The sequence below is a fragment of the Bradyrhizobium sp. B097 genome, from assembly GCF_038957035.1.
GTDB lineage: Bacteria > Pseudomonadota > Alphaproteobacteria > Rhizobiales > Xanthobacteraceae > Bradyrhizobium.
The window spans coordinates 4,887,673-4,907,269 of sequence record NZ_CP152412.1; the positions used below are offsets into that span (position 1 = coordinate 4,887,673).

At 65.2% G+C, this 19,597-nt stretch carries 15 protein-coding genes; 6 read left to right on the forward strand and 9 right to left on the reverse strand.

Annotated features, from left to right (window positions below):
• Positions 1 to 120 precede the first annotated feature (120 nt).
• The gene (locus AAFG07_RS23080) at positions 121 to 1,326 is read right to left on the reverse strand and encodes an FAD-dependent oxidoreductase (RefSeq protein WP_342729221.1); all 1,206 of its coding nucleotides are present in this window, start codon (positions 1,324 to 1,326) and stop codon (positions 121 to 123) included.
• A gap of 100 nt (positions 1,327 to 1,426) precedes the next feature.
• Positions 1,427 to 2,923, reverse strand: a complete 1,497-nt coding sequence (locus AAFG07_RS23085) for a caspase family protein (RefSeq protein WP_342722177.1) — start codon at positions 2,921 to 2,923, stop codon at positions 1,427 to 1,429.
• Positions 2,924 to 3,173: 250 nt separating this feature from the next.
• Here AAFG07_RS23085 and AAFG07_RS23090 point away from each other — a divergent pair, with 250 nt between their 5' ends.
• From AAFG07_RS23090 to AAFG07_RS23115, 6 genes are all read left to right on the forward strand, one after another.
• Entirely contained in the window at positions 3,174 to 4,127 is a 954-nt protein-coding gene (locus tag AAFG07_RS23090) for a helix-turn-helix domain-containing protein (protein WP_342722178.1), read from the forward strand.
• Between the two features lie 112 nt (positions 4,128 to 4,239).
• Positions 4,240 to 4,854, forward strand: a complete 615-nt coding sequence (locus AAFG07_RS23095; protein WP_342722179.1) for a helix-turn-helix domain-containing protein — start codon at positions 4,240 to 4,242, stop codon at positions 4,852 to 4,854.
• Between the two features lie 189 nt (positions 4,855 to 5,043).
• Positions 5,044 to 5,880, forward strand: coding sequence for a helix-turn-helix transcriptional regulator (locus tag AAFG07_RS23100; RefSeq protein ID WP_342722180.1), 837 nt, complete (start codon positions 5,044 to 5,046; stop codon positions 5,878 to 5,880).
• A 194-nt stretch (positions 5,881 to 6,074) separates the two neighbouring features.
• A complete protein-coding gene (locus tag AAFG07_RS23105) occupies positions 6,075 to 9,947 on the forward strand; it encodes an autotransporter domain-containing protein (RefSeq protein WP_342722181.1) in 3,873 nt (1,290 codons plus the stop codon).
• A 371-nt stretch (positions 9,948 to 10,318) separates the two neighbouring features.
• Positions 10,319 to 11,809: a DEAD/DEAH box helicase gene (locus AAFG07_RS23110; RefSeq protein WP_342722182.1), complete on the forward strand. Its 1,491-nt coding sequence runs from the start codon at positions 10,319 to 10,321 to the stop codon at positions 11,807 to 11,809.
• Positions 11,810 to 12,124: 315 nt separating this feature from the next.
• On the forward strand, positions 12,125 to 13,192 hold the full coding sequence (locus tag AAFG07_RS23115; protein ID WP_342722183.1) for a GGDEF domain-containing protein: 1,068 nt from the start codon (positions 12,125 to 12,127) through the stop codon (positions 13,190 to 13,192).
• A 39-nt stretch (positions 13,193 to 13,231) separates the two neighbouring features.
• Here the strand turns inward: AAFG07_RS23115 and AAFG07_RS23120 are convergent, their stop codons facing one another.
• The 7 genes from AAFG07_RS23120 to sufB all read right to left on the reverse strand — a co-directional run bounded on the left by AAFG07_RS23120 (position 13,232) and on the right by sufB (position 19,557).
• Entirely contained in the window at positions 13,232 to 13,708 is a 477-nt protein-coding gene (locus AAFG07_RS23120; protein ID WP_342722184.1) for a TfoX/Sxy family protein, read from the reverse strand.
• Positions 13,709 to 13,858: 150 nt separating this feature from the next.
• The gene (locus tag AAFG07_RS23125) at positions 13,859 to 14,248 is read right to left on the reverse strand and encodes an iron-sulfur cluster assembly accessory protein (protein WP_018271449.1); all 390 of its coding nucleotides are present in this window, start codon (positions 14,246 to 14,248) and stop codon (positions 13,859 to 13,861) included.
• 64 nt (positions 14,249 to 14,312) lie between these two features.
• The gene (locus AAFG07_RS23130; protein WP_028342143.1) at positions 14,313 to 14,684 is read right to left on the reverse strand and encodes an SUF system Fe-S cluster assembly protein; all 372 of its coding nucleotides are present in this window, start codon (positions 14,682 to 14,684) and stop codon (positions 14,313 to 14,315) included.
• Positions 14,681 to 15,928 (reverse strand): cysteine desulfurase, encoded by a 1,248-nt coding sequence (locus tag AAFG07_RS23135; RefSeq protein ID WP_342722185.1) that lies wholly within the window; start codon positions 15,926 to 15,928, stop codon positions 14,681 to 14,683. The genes AAFG07_RS23130 and AAFG07_RS23135 overlap by 4 nt, the downstream gene beginning before the upstream one ends.
• Positions 15,925 to 17,232 (reverse strand): Fe-S cluster assembly protein SufD, encoded by a 1,308-nt coding sequence (gene sufD / locus AAFG07_RS23140; protein WP_342722187.1) that lies wholly within the window; start codon positions 17,230 to 17,232, stop codon positions 15,925 to 15,927. Before sufD ends, AAFG07_RS23135 begins: the two co-directional genes overlap by 4 nt.
• Positions 17,233 to 17,249: 17 nt before the next feature.
• The gene (gene sufC, locus AAFG07_RS23145; RefSeq protein ID WP_342722188.1) at positions 17,250 to 18,002 is read right to left on the reverse strand and encodes a Fe-S cluster assembly ATPase SufC; all 753 of its coding nucleotides are present in this window, start codon (positions 18,000 to 18,002) and stop codon (positions 17,250 to 17,252) included.
• A gap of 58 nt (positions 18,003 to 18,060) precedes the next feature.
• A complete protein-coding gene (gene sufB / locus AAFG07_RS23150; RefSeq protein ID WP_212317493.1) occupies positions 18,061 to 19,557 on the reverse strand; it encodes a Fe-S cluster assembly protein SufB in 1,497 nt (498 codons plus the stop codon).
• Positions 19,558 to 19,597: the final 40 nt, after the last annotated feature.

Below are 19,597 nucleotides of genomic sequence, written 5' to 3' on the forward strand. Positions count from 1 at the left end.
CTGCAGAATCCATGTGCGCCGGGTTCGAATCATGTCTGTCTGTTGCAATCACGCAACTTCTAACGGCTCCTTTAAGAAGCTGTTATCCTTGATAAATTCCTTCCCTGCGCGCGACGCCTGTCAGCGCGCCGCCGGCGAATGGACGTGCTCCGGCCGCACCCCGATCGCGACAAGACGCGCCGTCAGCCCTTGCAGCCAGGGCATCGCGGTGATCAACCGCAACGCGAACGGCACCGGTTGATCGCCGCCCTTCAGCGCAGCGCTGATGATGTTGTTCTGCGCGATCACCTGCATGCGCTGCGTCACCCGCACCGGGAATTCGCGGCGACGCCGCACGGCATCGAGCTCGTCCTCCGGCGGACAGCCTTGCGCGAGCTTGGCCGCCAGGATGTTGGCGGTCGCGACCGCGTCCTGCACCGCGAGGTTGACGCCGACGCCGCCGATCGGCGACATCGCGTGCGCGGCGTCGCCGATACAGAGCAGGCCGGGACGGGTCCAGCGCGTCAGGCGATTGATCGCAACCGTGAGCAGCTTGACGTCGTCAAAACTCTTCACGTCGGCAATGCCGGCCTTGAGGATCGGCGCGAGCCGCAGCACGTCGTCGAGCAGCGCCGGCAATCCCCTCGCCTTCACGGCCTCATATTGTCCCTTGGCGATCACATAGGCGCATTGCCAATAGTCGCCGCGGTCGAACGTCACCATCATCTTGCCGTGGTCGATGCGGGCGAACAAATTCTCGGTCTCGTCCCGACGCCGCCCGACGCGAAACCACAGCACGTCCATCGGCGCGCCGATCTCCTCGACGTCGAGGCCGGCGCGCTCGCGCACGATCGAATGGCGGCCGTCGCAGCCGATCGTGAGATCAGCCTCGATCTCGATGGGCCCATCAGGCGTGTTCACATGGACGCCTGCAACGGCGTCGCCGCGCCGGATCAGGTCGGTCGCCTTGGCGCTCATCAAAACCTGCAGCGAGGGGAAACGCTTGCCGCTCTCGCGCAGGAAATTGAGGAAGTCCCACTGCGGCATCATCGCGATGAAAGGATATTTGACGCTGAGGCGACTGAGGTCGGCGATCCGCACCGGGGTGCCGCCGAACATGCCTTCGAGCTTCTGGATGTCCTGGTGCGGCAGCTTCAGGAAGCCGTCGATCAGACCGAGCTCGTCCATCACCTGCAGGGTCGACGGATGCACGGTGTCGCCGCGGAAGTCGCGGAAGAAATCGGCGTGCTTCTCCAGCACCACGACATCGATCCCGGCGCGCCCGAGCAGATAGCCGAGCATCATGCCGGCCGGCCCACCGCCGACGACGCAGCAGCGCACCTTCATCTGACGCGTCTTCGGCGTTGCCGGATTGCCTGCATCCACGATGCCGTCCTTATCGCTGCCTCGCCGACTGTAACGCAGATCGGACGACAAGGATGCTGTGCTATCGCCTGAACGTCTTGATTTCCGACACGCTGCCGTCGCGGTAGGTCAGCTCCACCGAAACCGACTTGGTCTGCGGCGCGAGCTTCAGATAGGGCTGCGCGTCGGACGGGATTGCGCTCGGATCGCGCGAATTGCAGGCCGGCATCTTCAAGACCTTGTCCGGTACCGCGGTGTCGATGCCGATCCGCACCTCGCGGATCGCGCAGCGATACGACATCAGGTGGGTGTAGTAGACGAGCAGCCCGTTGAACTCTCGGAACGACAGCCAGCTCGTCGCGGTCATGTCGAGTATCTTGCGCTGGTCGCGGATCAGCGCGGCGTCGGGATCGAACTTGATCGGGAACGGCCCCTGCATCTCGCCCTGCGTATCGACATAGCGGAGCTCGATCGTGGCCGCCGGCGCATCGGCCGGCAGCTCGATCGATGGATTGGGCATCCGCTTGCGCGTGCGCGGATCGAGCGTGTCCATGAAGCCGGTTTCGCGGAAATCGCCGCTATCGCCGATCCGCCAGGAGATGCCGAGCGTCGGATCGGCGATCGAGAACACGACGGTCCAGCCGCCATTGTGCCGCGAGAAGCTCGCGATCGGCGCGTTGATGGAATCGTCCTTCGGCAGCTTCGGCACCGAGACCGGCGGCAGCGCCGCCACCTGCTGCGGCGGAGCCGATGGCTTGGCCGCCTCGGCCTGCCCCTTCGCGATCCCGTTCAGGAAGACGTCGTCGACCATCTGGTCGAAATAGACCGGGATCTGCTTGTGCTTCACGGTCTCGGCCATCTCGCTGACCAGACGCCGCGTGCGCTGCGCGACCTGCACGAGGTTTTCGCCGGGCTGCAGCAGCTCCCTGGCAAAGGTTCGCGTGAACACAGAATTGGGACTGGCGTCGTCGTTCGACAGCCGGTCGAGCGCAGTCTGTCGCGGCCCCGCCGAAAACACCGAGAACACGCCTTCGGGCAGCTGCGTCATCGGCGCGAGGCCACCGCCGCCGGCAACGGCGCGCGTGCCGGCGCGCTCGAACGGATTGTTGCGGCAGGCGTCGAACACCAGGATCGAGGTCCGCGCCTTCTTGTTCTGCAACCGCTCGATGATGCGGTCGGCGAGAACCGAGGCGTCGCGCACCAACTCCTCCTGCCCCTCGGTCGCGGCAGGCACGTCGGTCGGCAGCAGGAAATTCTGGCCCGCGATCTCGAAGCCGTGACCGGCATAGAAGAAGAACGCGGTGTCGCCGGGCTCCACGGCGCGGTCGAAGGCCAGCAACGTCTCGGAGAACGCCTGCCGGTTCAGATTCTCGGCCACCATGACGTTGAAGCCGAGCTGCTTCAGCGTGTCGCCCATGGTGCGGGCGTCATTGACAGCCTTCTGCAGCTTGGGGACGTTCCTGTAATCATTGTTGCCGATCACCAGGGCGACGCGCTTTTCGGCCTGGGCGGGTGCCGCCGATGCGACAAAGGCGACCGCGAACAGGGCCGCTGAAAGTCTCGAAAGCCAGCTCTTCATCCCAATTCCCGCCTGCACGACAAGTGCGCCGCTCGTGCGACCGCCGCCTAATAGTCGGATCAGCCGTTTGGCCGGTTCAAGGCCGACGCCGGATGGCCATCGTGACCGCCCCTTGGCGTCCCTCTTTGCCCCCCATGAGGCGTCCCGTCCGTCTTAGGTCAAGTTTCTTTTTACGGCCCGCGTGATAGGTTCCAGCTTCCATCCGGCGCGAGCTCTCCGCACGTCCCAAGGGCACTCCAGGGGCTTTTCCGTGTACACATGGTCCACTGAGCAAGTCGATCCCCCGGATCGCTTCGACTATTGGCGCGAGGTCCGCGCCAAGGGGTTGTTCGGCGTCACCGCAGAACTCGAACCCGAGCACCGCAGCGACTTCTTCGGCGAGTTCTCGCTGCGCCAGCTCGGCGACGCTGGGCTGGTCGAGCTGCGTGCCTCGCCCTACCGCGTCGAGCGGCGCGCCGGCGACATCGCAGACGCGCGCAGCGACAGCCTGTGCATCTACCAGCAGCTCGGCGGTGGCGGCTGGTTCGGCGGCGCGCGGCTCGATGAATTCGCGGTGCGCGACGGCATGTTCGCGACCAGCTATTCGGACCTGCCCTATCGCACCGTCCCGCTGCACGATGACGGCTTCCACCTGCGCATCATCAAGATCCCGGTGACCAACATCGTCCCGCCGGGTGCGGAGCTCGGCGAACTGGTCCCGAGGCCCATGCAGGATGAGACCGCGCTGCGGCCATTGCTGGAATCCTGCTTCCGCGACCTCATCGAAGGCCATGACGCCACCGCGGCGGATGCGGCCCCGATGGTGCAGGCGCTCGCCCATATCGCGCTGATCGAGCGCGGCATCATGCGGCCAAAGAGCCGGCTCGCGCAGCAGGCCCTGCGAAGCGCCCATCTGTCGCTGGCCCGCCGCCTGATCCGGCGGCATCTCTCGAACGCGGCGCTGACGCCAAGCCTGATCGCCGGCCTGCTCGGCATCTCGGTGCGTCACCTGCACATCCTGTTCGAGGCGACCGAGATGAGCTTCTCGGAGACCGTTACCGCGCTTCGGCTCGCGCAAAGCCGCCGCCTGCTCCGCGAGCAGTCCGGGCAGACGATCGCCGAGGTCGCGTTTGCCTGCGGCTTCGAGAGTCTCGCGACGTTCTACCGCCTCTTCAATGCATCCGAATCGATGACCCCAGGCGATTACCGGGCACGGGTGGCCTGACCGTCGATCCGGACCGGCCGCGACACCGGGCACTTGCGGGTTGCTAAAGCGCCGTGATGCCCGTAATCGGGATTCCCTGCGTCACGCGCCGTCCCTCGTCCCCGGAATCCTGATGTCGAAGAAGATGATCAAGCCTGGACCTGACCTGCTGGCGCAGGTCAATCAGGCTTTTCTCGACTACGGCTATAGCGGGCTGTCGATGGTCGGGCTGGCCAAGGTCTGCGGCTTCACGCAGCGCGCGCTGTATTACTACTTCAGCAACAAGGAAGAGGCGTTTCGCGCCGTCATCGCCTGGCGCCACGTCGAGGACGTGGCACTCGCGCTGGAGGCCGGCCGCACCGTGCGGGCGAAGGGCGGCGGCGCGCTGGATATTTTCGCGACGATTCTCGACGTCCGCTACGGCGAGACGCGGCGCCGCCTCACCCATTCGCCGCACACCGTCGAGCTCAATGCCGAGGCCTTCAAGCGCTGCCGCGATTTGATGATCAAATCCGCCGTCTCATTCCAGGCCGATCTGGAAAGACTGGTGATCGACTTGCAGGCCGCACGGCTCCTGAAGCTGAACGGCGAGTTCAAACCGGCGCAGATCGCGCAGGCCCTTGCGGACGGCGCACGTGCCGTCAACCAGGCGCTGCCGCCGATCGCCCGTGACGACTTCTCGGCCCGCTACCGCCAGATGTGCGCGATGGTGCTCTACGGCTGCGCCGTGATGCCGAAGCGGAAGTAGTCCGCAACGACGGCCCGCGCGCGCCGCGGTTACCCTTTAGCAAAACCCTCCCGACCACCGACCATCAGGGACCGGCCGGACCATTTCGCCGGACCGTGGATAGTTTTGACGCATGTTATCTATTTCATATTTTACACGACTATGTGAAATATAGGATATTGCATCGCAAGACCTTTGGAGACGTCTCGAATGGCTGACATGGGACAAACCGACGACCCGGCCGATCGTGGCGCGATCCCGCGTCCTCTGCACCGAAGTGATCAGCTTGCGCGCATTGAGAAGATAATTTCCGGCGATTTCGCCAGAACCGCGCTGGCGCTTCGCCCGGGCTCGGCACAGCCAATTTCCTTACCGGCGACGCGCGCTCTGATGCAGAGCGAAGGGTCACGCACGATGCGCAGCAAGCAAGTGGATCACAGCCCGGAAGCGCCATCGACCGGCCCGGCTCGCGCGCTTGTGCCCGATCTCGTGGACCTGCGCGTAGATCAGACTGCAGCCCTCGCGCTTGCGCGCCGGAGTTCTCCGGCGACAAGCCATCGCGGCTGGGCGCCGTTGCTCGAAGCCTGCCTTGCCGATTTCAAGGAGGCCACCGAGGCCGGTGATACCGCGAGCATTCCTGCGCTGGTCAAGATCGTGGCGGACCTTGCGTTGATCGAGCGCGGCGCGATCAGGCCGGGCAGCCGCCGCGCCCAGCAGGCACTGCGCGCCGGCCGGCTCAGCCTCGCGCGCCGCCTGATCACGCGCCATCTCGCGAAGCCGGCGCTGTCGCCGGGGATGGTCGCCGAGATGCTCGGCGTCTCGGTCCGCTATCTGCACGTCCTGTTCGAAGCGACGGGGGAGAGCTTTTCGCAGACCGTCACGGCCCAACGCTTGAGCGAGAGCCGCAGGCTGCTTTGTGAAAAGCCGCCGCGGCCGATCGCCGATATCGCCCTCGCCTGCGGGTTTGGCAGCCTGGCGACGTTCTACCGGATCTTCGGCGCATCCGAGGGCCTGACGCCGGGCGAGTACCGGGCTGCGGGGCACTAGGACGACGGCGCTGCGTGGCGGCACTGCGCTCGCGCCGATCCGACGCAGCCCGTGCGACATGGTGCCGAGAGGCAACACCTGCGCTCATTTCTGCGGCAGCTGCGCTTTGGATCGACGGTATGCGCGCACTGAGAAGACAGCGCACGACCGTTGCGCGAGAAACATGCAGATACAATGGGGCGTGGGGCAAGTTCATGATCGGCATCGGCGGCAGGCTGACGATGTGGCGCGGCGCGCTGCTCGGATCGGCATCATTGATCGCGCTGGCCGCCGCGACCGAAGCGCAGGCGGCCTGCCAGGGCCTCAGCGGCACCATAGCCACGTCAAACAACGTCCTCTGCGACGCCGCCAACCCGGCCGGCGGGCGCCTTAACGTCACGCGTTTCTCAAACGATCTCACGGTTACCGTCAACGCCGGCGCCGGAATTACCGGCGGCGCAGCGGCGAGCAGCGGCGGCAACCTGACTTTCAATCACAACGACCTCGCCGGGATCACCGCATCAACCTTTTACGACGGCGTCGTGCTCAGCGCCCAAGGCACGATCACCTACACGGGGTCGGCCGACGTCACCGCCGGCGTGTACGGGTCCGCGATCAATGCCTCGATCGGAAACGGACCGGTCTCCATTACGCAGAGCGCCGGCACGATCAGGGGCGGCAGCGGGATCCAGGTCGCGGGCAGCGGACCGAACGCCAGCGTCAACATCAACACGGTCGGAAGCCAGATCGTGGCCAGCTTGGGAATCTACGTCCTGACCGACGGCAGCCAGTCCGACGTCACGATCGCGACAGGCGCAGTCAGCGGGGACGCAACCAATGGCAGCCGCGGAATCTTCGTCCGGATGGGACAGATCCTTCATTCTGCGCGCAATCTTTCCGTCACGACCAACGGCGCAGTCACCGGCGGCATTTATCTCCAGAACGGCGGCGTCGGCACCGTCGACCTCACCACCAATGCGAGCGTCACTGGGGGCATCCGCCTCGAAGGCAACAATTCGGCCAACACCAGCGCGTTCACGGTGAAGCTCAATCAGGACGTTAGTGGCGACGTCAGCCTATGGAACTACGGCACCGGCACCACGACGGTCCGAACGCGCGGCATCACGGGCGGGACGCTGTCCGTTTACGCCGCCGGGGGCGCCAACAACAGCCTCGTCGTGGACGGCAATATCGCCAGGGGAAGCGGCCCCGATACGTCCTTCTTCGGCACCCTGGCGTCGGTCAGCTTTTCCGCCGCCGGCGGCACCAACACCGCGACCATCAATGGCGATCTTTCCGGAACCTTCGACACCAGGGCTTCCACCCTTCCTTCGGCCGGTGGCACCGTCGCCGGTCTGTCCGCCGGGCTCGGAAGCACGTCCAGCAACGGCTCGGCGGTGCTGAACGCCAACGGTTCGATCACGGTCACCGGCATGTCACGGTCCGGCTACGTGGCAAACGTGATCGGAGCGTCCCTCGGCGCCAGCGGCGTGGTCCCGGTCGACTTCAACCTGCACGGCGCCGTGACGGCAACCTCGGTCAGCGACATCGCGTCGAAGGTCATCGGCATCAGCATGGGACAATACAATCTGGCCGCGACGCGGCTGACCACCGACGGTGCCGTGACGGCGACCGCGACCGGCCCCGGCAGCACCGCCACCGGAATCAGCGCCTCAGCCACCAGCTTTTCTCCGACCAACATCAACACCGGCACCATGACCGTTCGCGCCAATGGCGACGTGACCGCCACCTCGGACGGTGCCGCGACCGGTGTCGCGCTGACCCGCGGCGATACCAGGCGCGCTGCCGAGACCGCGGGGCTCGGCGGCATCGATCTCGACACCAAGGGGACCGTGAGCGCCACCTCGACCAGCGCGGCGGCGATCGGCATCAGCGGCATCATCGCGAACGGCGCCGACAATTCCGCAACGCTGGCGCTGCGCGCCGAAGGCAATGTCATTGCGAACGGCACGGCCGCCGGAAGCTACGGCATCTTCGCCCAGCGCGACGGCCTCGGCGACATCAGGATCGACGCGCTGGCCGGCGTGCAGAGCTCGGGCATCGGCATATCGGCATCGCGCTCGACCCCCGGCAACATCTTCATCACGACCGGCACCTACGTCACCGGCACCACCGGCATCGTGACGTCCGGCGGCACCACCACGCTGATCGCCAACGGCACCATCACCGGCACCGGCGGCACCGCCGTTCAATTCGGCGGCACCAACGACGTGCTGCAAGTCCAGTCCGGCGCTGTGTTCAACGGCAACATCGTCGGCAGCGGGACCAGTATCGTGCAGTTCGGCGGCACGACCGCGTCGAGTTTCGACCTATCGAAACTCGGCAGCGGCTTCGCCAATTTTGGGATTCTTGCAGGCTCGAACTGGAGCTTTACCGGCAGCAACTCGAACTTTGCCGGGATGGTCAACGTCGACAGCGTGTTCATCCTCAACGGCACGATGCCGAACGCCAGCGTCACGGTCGGCCCGACCGGCACGCTCGGCGGCAACGGCACCATCGGTAACGCTGTCATCAGCGGCACGCTGTCGCCCGGCAATTCGCCGGGGACGATCACGATGGCGAGCCTGACCATGACCGCGGCGGCGACCTATCTGGTGCAGCTCACCAATACGATCAGCGACAAGACGATCGTGACCGGCACCGCCAACCTTGGCGGCAACGTGGTGGTCGATCCGCTCGAGCGGATTACGAAAAAGACCACCTACGCGATCGTCAATGCGGGAACGCTGAGCGGCACGTTCGGCTCGGCAACCCTGCTGCTCGCCAACAACCTCGCCCGCAATCCGGTACTGAGCTATGTCGGCAACGATGTGCTGCTGTCGGTCGATCCCGGCATGCTCTCCCCGATCCTGCCGGCCAATGCCGGCATCAACCACAGGACCGTCGCCGGTGCGATCGACAACGGCCTGCTCGGCGGCGCCAACCTCTCCAATGCGTTCAGCGCGATCTTCAAGGTCTCGGGCGACAACCTCCTCAACGGCCTGACCCAGCTCTCCGGCGAGACCGCCGCCGGATCGCAACAGACCACCTTCAACGCCATGAACCAGTTCATGGGCACGATGCTCGATCCCTTCGTCGACGGCCGTGTTCCGACGGCGACGCCGGCCGGCGCCACGGCCTACGTTGACGACAACTCGCTGGCCTATGCAGCGAAGCGTTCGACCAGCGACGCCGCCGCCGCGATCTATCGCAAGGCGCCGATCGCCGAGAGCTATGACCCACGCTGGAGCGTGTGGGCGGCGGCCTACGGCGGCTCCCAGACCACCGACGGCAACGCGGCGCTCGGCTCGAACAACACCACAAGCCAGGCGTTCGGCACCGCCATCGGCGCCGACTACCGCTTCTCGCCGAACACGATCGCCGGTTTCGCGCTCGCCGGCGGCGGCACCAATTTCAGCGTCGCCAATGGCGGCGGCGGACGCTCCGATCTGTTCCAGGCCGGCGCCTTCGTCCGGCACACTATCGGCGCGGCGTATCTCGCCGGTGCGCTGGCCTATGGCTGGCAGGACGTCACCACCGACCGCACCGTGACGGTTGGGGGTCTCGATCGCCTTCGCGCCGAGTTCAACGCCAACGCCTGGTCGGGCCGCGCTGAAAGCGGCTATCGCCTCGTTGCGCCGTGGATCGGCGGCGTCGGCATCACGCCCTATGCCGCCGGCCAGTTCACGACATTCCAGCTGCCGGGCTACGCCGAACAGGCCATCGTCGGCGCCAACACCTTTGCGCTGGCCTACAACGCCAAGAGCGTCACCGACAGCCGCAGCGAGCTCGGCCTGCGCGCCGACAAATCCTTTGCGCTCTCCAATGCGGTTCTGACGCTGCGCGGCCGTGCCGCCTGGGCGCATGATTTCAACCCCGACCGCAGCATCGCCGCGACGTTCCAGACCCTGCCCGGCGCGAGCTTCGTCGTGAGCGGTGCGGCGCAGGCCGCAGACTCCGCCCTCACCACCGCCTCGGCCGAACTGAAATGGGCCAACGGCTGGTCGGCGCTCGCAAGCTTCGAGGGCGAATTCTCCAGCGCGACCCGCTCCTATGCCGGCAAAGGCGCGGTCCGTTATACCTGGTAGGGCAGCCCGCGCCGCGGCGGGGCCGGGCGCGGCGGATTTATGGGAAAAGCGGCGCGAACGCCCCTTGCCGAGGCCCGCCGTCAGATAGCCGGCCAGTGATTCATTTGAACGCCAAATGACGGAAACGACGGTTATTTTGGCGAAAACATTAAGCTTTTTCGGCCATCCGGCTGGTTCCAAGATTGACTTTACCGCTTGCGCCCCTATGTTGCGGGCAACGCGGCCCTCGGATCGAAACGCGATTCGTCAGGTTTGCCGTCCGTCAGCGTTAGTCAGAGCCCCCGAGCTTTATAGAAAAGCGAGCCGTTTCGGGGCCGAACGCGACAGCCTTTTACCTGCGATGCCGAACGGCGGTTTCGACCAGAGGCTCAATGTCTTTTTCCAATCTAGGCCTGTCCGATAAGGTCCTCGCCGCAGTTGCGGCTACCGGTTACACCACCCCCACTCCCATCCAGGAACAGGCAATCCCGCACGTCCTCGCCCGGCGCGACGTGCTCGGCATTGCCCAGACCGGCACCGGCAAGACCGCTGCCTTCGTTCTCCCGATGCTCACCCTGCTCGAGAAGGGCCGCGCGCGGGCACGCATGCCGCGCACCCTGATCCTCGAGCCGACCCGCGAGCTAGCCGCGCAGGTGAAGGAGCAGTTCGACAAATACGGCGCCGGTCAGAAATTGAACGTGGCGCTGCTGATCGGCGGCGTCTCGTTCGGCGACCAGGACTCCAAGCTGATGCGCGGCGTCGACGTCCTGATCGCAACGCCGGGCCGCCTGCTCGACCACACCGAACGCGGCGGATTGCTGCTCACCGGCGTCGAGCTGCTGGTGATCGACGAAGCCGACCGCATGCTCGACATGGGGTTCATTCCCGACATCGAACGCATCTGCAAGCTCGTCCCGTTCACGCGGCAGACCCTGTTCTTCACCGCGACGATGCCCCCGGAGATCAGCCGCATCACCGAGGCCTTCCTGCACAATCCTGCGCGGATCGAAGTCTCCAAACCCGCCACCACCGCCGTCACCGTGACGCAATTGCAGGTCCCGGCCGGTCGCGAGGCGCATGACAAGCGCGAAATCCTCCGCCGCCTGCTGCGCGACGCCAAGGATCTCAACAACGCGATTATCTTCTGCAATCGCAAGCGCGAAGTCGCCGTCCTTCACAAATCACTCCAGAAGCACGGCTTCAGTGTCGGTGCCCTCCACGGCGATATGGATCAGTCCGCCCGCACCGCGGCGCTGGATCAATTCCGCAAGGGCGAGATTCCGCTGCTCGTCGCCTCCGACGTCGCCGCCCGCGGCCTCGACATTCCCGCGGTGAGCCACGTCTTCAATTTCGACGTGCCGCACCACCCCGATGATTACGTCCACCGCATCGGCCGCACCGGCCGCGCCGGGCGGACCGGCACTGCGATCTCCATCGTCACCTCGCTCGACAGCAAGTCGATGACGGCGATCGAGAAGCTGATCGGCCAGCCGATCCCGCGCGCTGAGGGCGACTTCACCGTTCACAGCGAGGCCTCCGACGACACGGCGCCGCGTCGCTCGCGCAGCCGCGAAGGTTCGCGCGACGGCGCCCGTGGCGGCCGCAAGCCGCGACGTGAGCGCGAGCCGCGTCACGTTGAACGCGAGGCGCGTCACGGTGAGCGTGAGCCGCGTCAGGACCAGGAGCCCCGCCAGGAGCGTGCAGCCAAGCCGGAGCGCGAACCGCGCCACGGCCGCAACTCTTCGCCGCAGGCCACCCCGGCGCACGTGCCGTCGATCGGGCGCGCCGAGCCACGGCGGCCGCAGCGCGAGGTGGACCACGAGCCCGCCGATCATTCGCACCTGCCCGCCTTCCTGCTGCGACCTGTGCGCGCACGCGCCTAAGACCGGCTCCGATGCCGCCGCACCAGCGGCGGTATCCTGCGGAGTCTGTGTCGCTGCCGGCGACCGACGCCCACGCTGATCGCTCGCGTTTGAAGCAAATGCGCTCGGTTTCGCGACATAATGGCGAGCAAGCGAAAGGCTTGCCAAAGCCGGGCTCGATCCGCGACGGACTCGAGCTCGTACGACATTAGTTGCGGCGAAATCCCCCTAGTTCCACTATTTACCTTGCCTTCATTCTCGTCCCGTACCCTCGCGCCAATAATTTAGTCATTGCTGCCGGGCATGACCGGCATTGCGTGCATTGAGGACGTGACAGTGGTCAAGCTGCTGGACGAACACGAACGTACGTTGGCCTTTGCCGAAGTCGCGCTTGGCCAGATCCGCTCGCTTCGCCAGACCGCCGTGCCGCGCAACTACGAAATCTGGTACGTCTACGCGACCGGATACAACGCACCGCTGAACAAGGTCATCAACGAGACGCTTGCGCGCTGCGGCAAGCTCTCTGAATCCGATCTCGAGCAGATCTACGAAACCTACCTTTCGCACATCAAGACCTCGGACCGCATCGACAAGGTCGGCGCGCGCGTCATCGGCGAGATCGACGCCGTCATGCGGCTGATCACCGATGCGCTCGGCGTGTCCGCGACCTACGACGCGAGCCTCGTCGGCGCCAGCGACCGGCTCTCGACCGCGACCTCCCGCGACCAGATCAAGATCATCGTCGAGGGGCTCGCCAAATCGACGCGCGAGATGCGCGAGACCAATCAGGCATTGGAGAACCGGCTTGCGCTGTCGAAGTCGGAGATCAGCGATCTGCAACACAGCCTCGAGGCGATCCGCGCCGAGAGCCTGACCGATCCGCTCACCGGCCTCGGCAACCGGAAGTATTTCGACCGTTCGATCGACATGGCGGTGCAGACTGCGCTCGCCAGCGGCGAACCGCTGTCGCTGCTGATGTTCGACATCGATCACTTCAAGTCGTTCAACGACTCCTACGGCCACCTCACCGGTGATCAGGTGCTGCGGCTGGTGGCGCAAACGCTGAAGCAGACCATCAAGGGCCAGGACATCACCGCCCGCTACGGCGGCGAGGAATTCGCGGTGGTGCTGCCGAACACCGCGCTGCGCCAGGCGCTGACCGTTGCCGACCACATCCGCCGTGCCGTGATGGCCAAGGAACTGAAGAAGAAGTCGACCGGCGAGATCCTCGGCCGTGTCACGATCTCGGTCGGCGTCTCCATGCTGAAGCCGGCCGACGACACCGATTCCCTGATCGAGCGCGCCGATGCCTGCCTCTACGGTGCCAAGCGCGCCGGCCGCAACCGCGTGATCTGCGAAGCCGATCCGGAATACAGCGCCGAGACCCAGACCCGCGTGGCGTGACCTCTGAGCGTGCCTTGAGACGCGCGCAATGCGCGTCGCTCAGGATTCTTTCCGCTTCACGCGCTTCTTCGAAACTGAGGACGGTTTTGCGCTCGGCTTCCGCGCCGCTATCTTCTTTCCCGCCACCTTCTTTGCGGCAGTCTTCTTTGCTGGCGCCTTCGCCTTTTGCGCGGCCGGTCGTTTCCTCGGCCGCTTGCGCAGCGCGGCGCGCTGGGCGGCGCCGAGCGCCAGGCGCGCCCAGACCGCAAGCTCCTCGGAATCATCGAACAGCCGCGCCGGCAGCTGCCAGTAGGAGTTCACCGTCACCGTCTTGGCGCGCGTCTGGTACTGGAACGGTCCGCAGCCTTCGGCCTCGAATTGCGGGATGGTCTCCTCGTCGGCACGGAAGTAAAGCCCGGCGCGTAGCGCGAGCGCGAAATTGGTACCGTCAGCGGAGATGCCGTAGCCGGAGAACATCCGGCGCAGCGTGACCGGGCCGAAATCGGCGAACAGGTCGGTCAGGAATTCGCGGTCCATGTGCCCACCATTGTTCCAGCGCGGCCGAACGCGCCAGCCGCAGCCTGTTGGCAACGCAGTATGGTCGACGACGGCGTCAACATGCAACGATGGAGGGTATCGGATCCAAGGCGCGAGCGCGATTGCGCGCTCGCGAGGGCGCAGCAGCGATCAGACCGTCGCCGGCTTGAGCTGCACCGATTCGCCACAACCGCAGGCGGAAACCTGGTTCGGGTTGTTGAACACGAACTGGGCCTGCATCCTGTCGGCCACGTAGTCCATCTCGGTGCCGAGCAGGAACAGCACGGCCTTCGGATCGACCAGGATCTTCACGCCCTTGTCCTCGACCACTTCGTCGGTCGGGCGGATCTCGTGGGCGTATTCGACGGTGTAGGACTGTCCGGCGCAGCCGCCGTTCTTGATGCCGACGCGCAGGCCGACGATCTCGGAATCGGCGCGCTTGGTCAGCTCGGTAATCCGCTCCGCCGCGGCATCGGTCAGTCTCATGACCTGCGGGCGCGGCCGCTTCGGCTTGGCTGGGGTCGGTGAGGCTTGTGTCATGTCACTCATGTGGTCAGTCCCAGCGGCAATTCAATCTCGAGCTTAGGCTCAATCCCCTAACGCATCACCACATATTGAGGACGAGGCGCGCCTCGTCCGACATCCGGTCCGGCGTCCAGGCCGGATCCCACACCAGGTTCACGTTGACGACGCCGACGCCGGGGACGCTGGCAACCGCGTTCTCGACCATCTGCGGCAACTCGCCGGCCGCCGGGCAGTTCGGGGTGGTCAACGTCATCAGGATGTCGACCGAGCGGTCATCCTTGAGATCGACCTTGTAGATCAGGCCGAGCTCGTAGATGTCGGCCGGGATTTCCGGGTCGAACACCGTCTTCAGCGCCGCGACGATCTCGCCGCTCATGCGCTCGGTCTCCTCCGCCGGCAGCGCCGAGGTGGTTTCCATGGTGGCCGTCTTGACTTCGGCTGTATCGGTCATGCGAACAATTCCCGCGCCTTGATCAGCGCCTGCGCCAAATGGTCGACTTCTTCCTTGGTATTATACATCCCGAAGGATGCCCGGCAGGTGGCCGTGACGTTGAACCGCTCTAAAAGCGGCATCACGCAATGGGTGCCGGCACGCACCGCAATGCCCTGCCGGTCGATCACGGTCGCGACATCGTGGGGATGCGCGCCCTTCATCTCGAACGAGATCACCGGCCCCTTGTTGCGGGCGGTTCCGATCACGCGCAGCGAGTTGATCTCGCGCAAGCGGTCCTGCGCGTAGGTCAGCAGCTCGTGCTCGTGCGCGGCGATACGCTCCTTGCCGATCGAATTGACGTAGTCGATCGCGGCACCGAGCCCGATCGCCTCGACGATCGGCGGCGTCCCGGCCTCGAACTTGTGCGGCGGATCGCCATAGGTGACCCAGTCCTTGGCCACTTCACGGATCATCTCGCCGCCGCCGTTGAACGGCCGCATCGCCACCAGATGCTCGTGCTTGGCGTAGAGCGCGCCGATGCCGGTCGGCCCATACACCTTGTGGCCGGTGAAGGCGTAGAAATCGCAATCGAGGTCCTGGACGTCAACAGGCAGATGCACCGCGCCCTGCGCGCCATCCACCAGCACCGGAATGCCGCGGGCGTGGGCGAGGCGGACCACCTCCTTGACCGGAACCAGGGTGCCGAGGGCATTCGACATCTGGGTGATCGCGACGATCTTGGTGCGCGCCGTCAGGAGCTTCTCGAACTCCTCGATCAGGAAGTTGCCTTCGTCGTCGACCGGCGCCCACTTGATCACGGCACCATGGCGTTCCCTGAGGAAGTGCCACGGCACGATGTTGGAGTGGTGCTCCATGATCGAGAGGACGATCTCGTCGCCCTCCTTGATGTTCACCCCACCCCAGGACGATGCCACCAGGTTGATCGCCTCGGTGACGTTGCGGGTGAAGACGATCTCTTCAGCGCGGCGGGCGTTGATGAACTGCGCGACCTTGCCGCGGGCGCCCTCATAGGCCTCCGTCGCGGCATTGGCGAGGTAATGCAGGCCGCGATGCACGTTGGCGTATTCGCTCTTGTAGGCCTCGGTCATGCGGTCGAGCACCGCATTCGGCTTCTGCGCCGATGCCGCGTTGTCGAGATAGACCAGCGGCTTGCCGTAGATCTGCATGGCGAGCGCCGGGAAATCCTGCCGCACCAGGGCGACGTCGTAAGAACCGTTGGCGACCGCCTTGTGCATGCTCACGCCCTCGCCTGAAGCCAGCGCTGCGCGGTGGCAATTGCGACCTCGCGCAACGCGTCGCTGGCAATCGTCTCGATCGCCTCGCCGACGAAGGCCTGGATCAGAAGCGCCTGCGCTTCCTTCTCGGGCAGTCCGCGGGCGCGCATGTAGAACAGCAGGCTCTCGTCAAGCGCACCGGTGGTCGCACCATGACCGCAGGTGACGTCGTCGGCGAAGATCTCGAGCTCGGGCTTGTTATCGGCTTCCGCGTCGTCGGACAGCAGCAGCGCGCGGGTCATCATCTTGGCGTCGGTCTTCTGGGCATCCGGACGGACGATGATGCGGCCCTGGAACACGGAATGGGCGCGGTCGTCGACGACGGCCCGGAAGATCTCGCGGCTCGCGCAGTGCGGCACCGCGTGATCAATGAACAGCGTGGTGTCAGCGTGCTGCTTGCCGTTGATCAGATTGACGCCATTGGTCTCGACCTTCGAGCCTTCGCCGGCGCAGGTGATCGTCAGCTGGTAGCGGCTGACATGACCGCCCGAGGTCAGCCCGAACGTGTTGAAATGGGCATGCGCGCCGAGCGACACGGTCGCCGACGAAATGTTGAAGGCATCGACGCTGTCCTCGACCAGACGCACGTGATCGAACCGCGCATTGTCGCCGATCAAGACGACCAGCGCGTCGTGTGCCTGGTAGGTTCCGGCGCCTTCGGCAGCAAGAAAGCTTTCCACCAGCGTCGCGCTGGCATCGCGACCGAGGCCAAGCAGCGACCGCGTGAACATCGCCGCCGGAGCCGCGCCGGACGCCACGTGCACGATGTGTAGCGGCTGGCTCAGCACCGCGCCGTCGGCGATCTTGATGAACACGCCATCAGTCGCCATCGCGCCGTTCAGCGCGATCATGGGGTTGGAATAATCCGACGAGAGCGCCTCTCCACCGTCCTCCAGCACCTCGCGCAGCGGGCGGATGCTCAGACCCTTATCGAGATGACCGAGGTCGGAGAGGTCAGGCGCGAACACGCCATCGACCAGCACCAGGCGGCGCACGTCGTCGATCGCCCGCAGCTTGACCGCAGCAGCAGCACGCCCCAGCGCCGCCGCATCCGGCGCAGGGGCCAGCGGCAGCACCTCGCGCATCAGCGCGCGCAGGTCGGTGTATTTCCAGTCCTCGATCCGGCGATGCGGCAAGCCAAGGCGCTCATAGGCCTCGAACGCCTCGCGGCGCTGATCGGCGATCTTGCCCTTGCCCGGCAGACGGTCGCGCGCGACGGCGAAAGCATCGCTCAGCGCGCGCCCGGTCTCGGTCTTTGCAACAACGTTCATCTGAGAACCCGCATTTGTCAGGCAGCGTCTTCGAACTGCGCGTAGCCGGACTCTTCCAGCTCCAGCGCCAGTTCCTTGCCGCCGCTCTTCACCACCCGGCCCTTCGACATCACGTGCACGACATCGGGCACGATGTAGTTGAGCAGCCGCTGATAGTGGGTGATGACGACCATCGCGCGCTCCGGCGAGCGCAGCGCATTGACGCCGTCGGCGGCGATCCGTAGCGCGTCGATGTCGAGGCCGGAATCCATTTCGTCGAGGATGCAGACGGCCGGCTCGAACAGCGCCATCTGCAAGATCTCATTGCGCTTCTTCTCGCCGCCGGAGAAGCCGACATTGACGCCGCGCTTCAGCATGTCCTGCGGAATATTGAGCGACTTGGCGACTTCGCGGACCTTCTTGAGGAAGGCCGGCGACGAGAGCTCGTCCTCGCCGCGCGCCTTGCGCTGGGCGTTGAGCGCCGCGTGCAGGAAATTCCAGGTGGTCACGCCGGGGATTTCGACCGGATACTGGAACGCCAGGAACACGCCCCTGGCGGCGCGCTCATTGGGCGCCATCTCCAGGAGGTCCTCGCCCTTGTACAGGATTTGGCCGCCGGTGACTTCGTAGCCCGGCTTGCCCGCGATGACGTGGGAGAGCGTCGATTTGCCGGAGCCGTTCGGCCCCATGATCGCGTGCACCTCGCCCGGGTTCACCGTGAGCGACAGCCCGTGGAGGATCTCGCGCTCCTCGACACGGACCTGCAGATCTTTCACTTCAAGCAGAGACATCTGATTTTTTCCTGAGCATCACCCCGGGGCGCGTCGGCCGCGCCGTTAGCGGGATGGATTAGCCAACCGAACCTTCAAGGCTGATCGAGATCAGCTTCTGCGCTTCCACCGCGAACTCCATCGGCAGTTGCTGCAGCACGTCCTTCACGAAGCCGTTGACGACGAGGCCGACGGCTTCTTCCTGCGAGAGCCCGCGCTGGATGCAGTAGAACAGCACGTCCTCGGAAATCTTCGACGTCGTCGCTTCGTGCTCGAACGTCGCCGAGGAATTCTTGGCCTCGACATAGGGCACGGTGTGCGCGCCGCATTTGTCGCCGATCAGGAGCGAGTCGCAGGCGGTGTAGTTGCGCGCGCCGGTGGCTTTACGATGCGCGCTGACGAGACCGCGATAGGTGTTCTGCGACTTGCCGGCGGCGATGCCCTTGGAGATGATCCGGCTCGACGTGTTCTTGCCGAGGTGGATCATCTTGGTGCCGCTATCGACCTGCTGGAAGCCGTTCGAGATCGCGATCGAGTAGAACTCGCCGCTCGAATTGTCGCCGCGCAGGATGCAGCTCGGATACTTCCAGGTGATCGCCGAACCGGTCTCGACCTGGGTCCAGGAGATCTTGGAGTTCTTGCCGCGGCAGTCGCCACGCTTGGTGACGAAATTGTAGATGCCGCCCTTGCCCTCGGAATTGCCGGGGTACCAGTTCTGCACCGTCGAATACTTGATCTCGGCGTCGTCGAGCGTGACCAGCTCGACCACGGCGGCGTGCAGCTGGTTCTCGTCGCGCTGCGGTGCGGTGCAGCCTTCGAGATAGGAGACGTAGGAGCCCTTGTCGGCGATGATCAGCGTGCGCTCGAACTGGCCGGTGTTGCGCTCGTTGATGCGGAAATAGGTCGACAGCTCCATCGGGCAGCGCACGCCCGGCGGCACGTAGACGAACGAGCCGTCGGAGAACACCGCCGAGTTCAGCGTCGCGAAGTAATTGTCCGAGGTCGGCACCACGGTGCCGAGATATTTCTGCACCAGCTCGGGATGCTCGCGGATCGCCTCCGAGATCGGCATGAAGATCACGCCGGCCGCCTTCAGCTCCTTCTGGAAGGTGGTCGCGACCGACACCGAATCGAACACCGCATCGACCGCGATCTTGCGATTGGCCGACGGCGGGCCGCCGGGCGGCGGCTCGACGCCCTCGAGAACGGCGACTTCGCGGAGCGGAATGCCGAGCTTCTCATAGGTCTTGAGGATTTCCGGATCGATCTCGTCGATCGAGGACAGCGTCTTCTTCGGCTTCGGCGCCGAGTAATAATAAAGATCCTGATAGTCGATCTTCGGATAGTTGACGCGCGCCCAGGTCGGCTCGGTCATGGTCAGCCAGCGGCGATACGCCTCCAGACGCCATTCCAGCATCCAGGCCGGCTCGTTCTTCTTTGCGGAAATGAAGCGGACGGTGTCTTCCGACAGGCCTTTCGGGGCCTTGTCGGACTCGATCAGCGTCTCAAATCCATAACGATACTGGTCGACGTCGATGCGCCGGACGCGCTCGACCGTCTCTTGTACAGCAGGCATTCAATCCTCCGCTCGCGGTTTCAAGGACCGCGGTGGATCT

Bases quoted from the DNA above. Each gene is read 5' to 3' on its own strand.
- AAFG07_RS23080 (WP_342729221.1), bottom strand. From the start codon at position 1,326: ATGAAGGTGCGCTGCTGCGTCGTCGGCGGTGGGCCGGCCGGCATGATG.
- AAFG07_RS23085 (WP_342722177.1), bottom strand. From the start codon at position 2,923: ATGAAGAGCTGGCTTTCGAGACTTTCAGCGGCCCTGTTCGCGGTCGCC.
- AAFG07_RS23095 (WP_342722179.1), top strand. From the start codon at position 4,240: ATGTCGAAGAAGATGATCAAGCCTGGACCTGACCTGCTGGCGCAGGTC.
- AAFG07_RS23100 (WP_342722180.1), top strand. From the start codon at position 5,044: ATGGCTGACATGGGACAAACCGACGACCCGGCCGATCGTGGCGCGATC.
- AAFG07_RS23105 (WP_342722181.1), top strand. From the start codon at position 6,075: ATGATCGGCATCGGCGGCAGGCTGACGATGTGGCGCGGCGCGCTGCTC.
- AAFG07_RS23110 (WP_342722182.1), top strand. From the start codon at position 10,319: ATGTCTTTTTCCAATCTAGGCCTGTCCGATAAGGTCCTCGCCGCAGTT.
- AAFG07_RS23120 (WP_342722184.1), bottom strand. From the start codon at position 13,708: ATGGACCGCGAATTCCTGACCGACCTGTTCGCCGATTTCGGCCCGGTC.
- AAFG07_RS23125 (WP_018271449.1), bottom strand. From the start codon at position 14,248: ATGACACAAGCCTCACCGACCCCAGCCAAGCCGAAGCGGCCGCGCCCG.
- AAFG07_RS23130 (WP_028342143.1), bottom strand. From the start codon at position 14,684: ATGACCGATACAGCCGAAGTCAAGACGGCCACCATGGAAACCACCTCG.
- sufD (WP_342722187.1), bottom strand. From the start codon at position 17,232: ATGAACGTTGTTGCAAAGACCGAGACCGGGCGCGCGCTGAGCGATGCT.
- sufC (WP_342722188.1), bottom strand. From the start codon at position 18,002: ATGTCTCTGCTTGAAGTGAAAGATCTGCAGGTCCGTGTCGAGGAGCGC.
- sufB (WP_212317493.1), bottom strand. From the start codon at position 19,557: ATGCCTGCTGTACAAGAGACGGTCGAGCGCGTCCGGCGCATCGACGTC.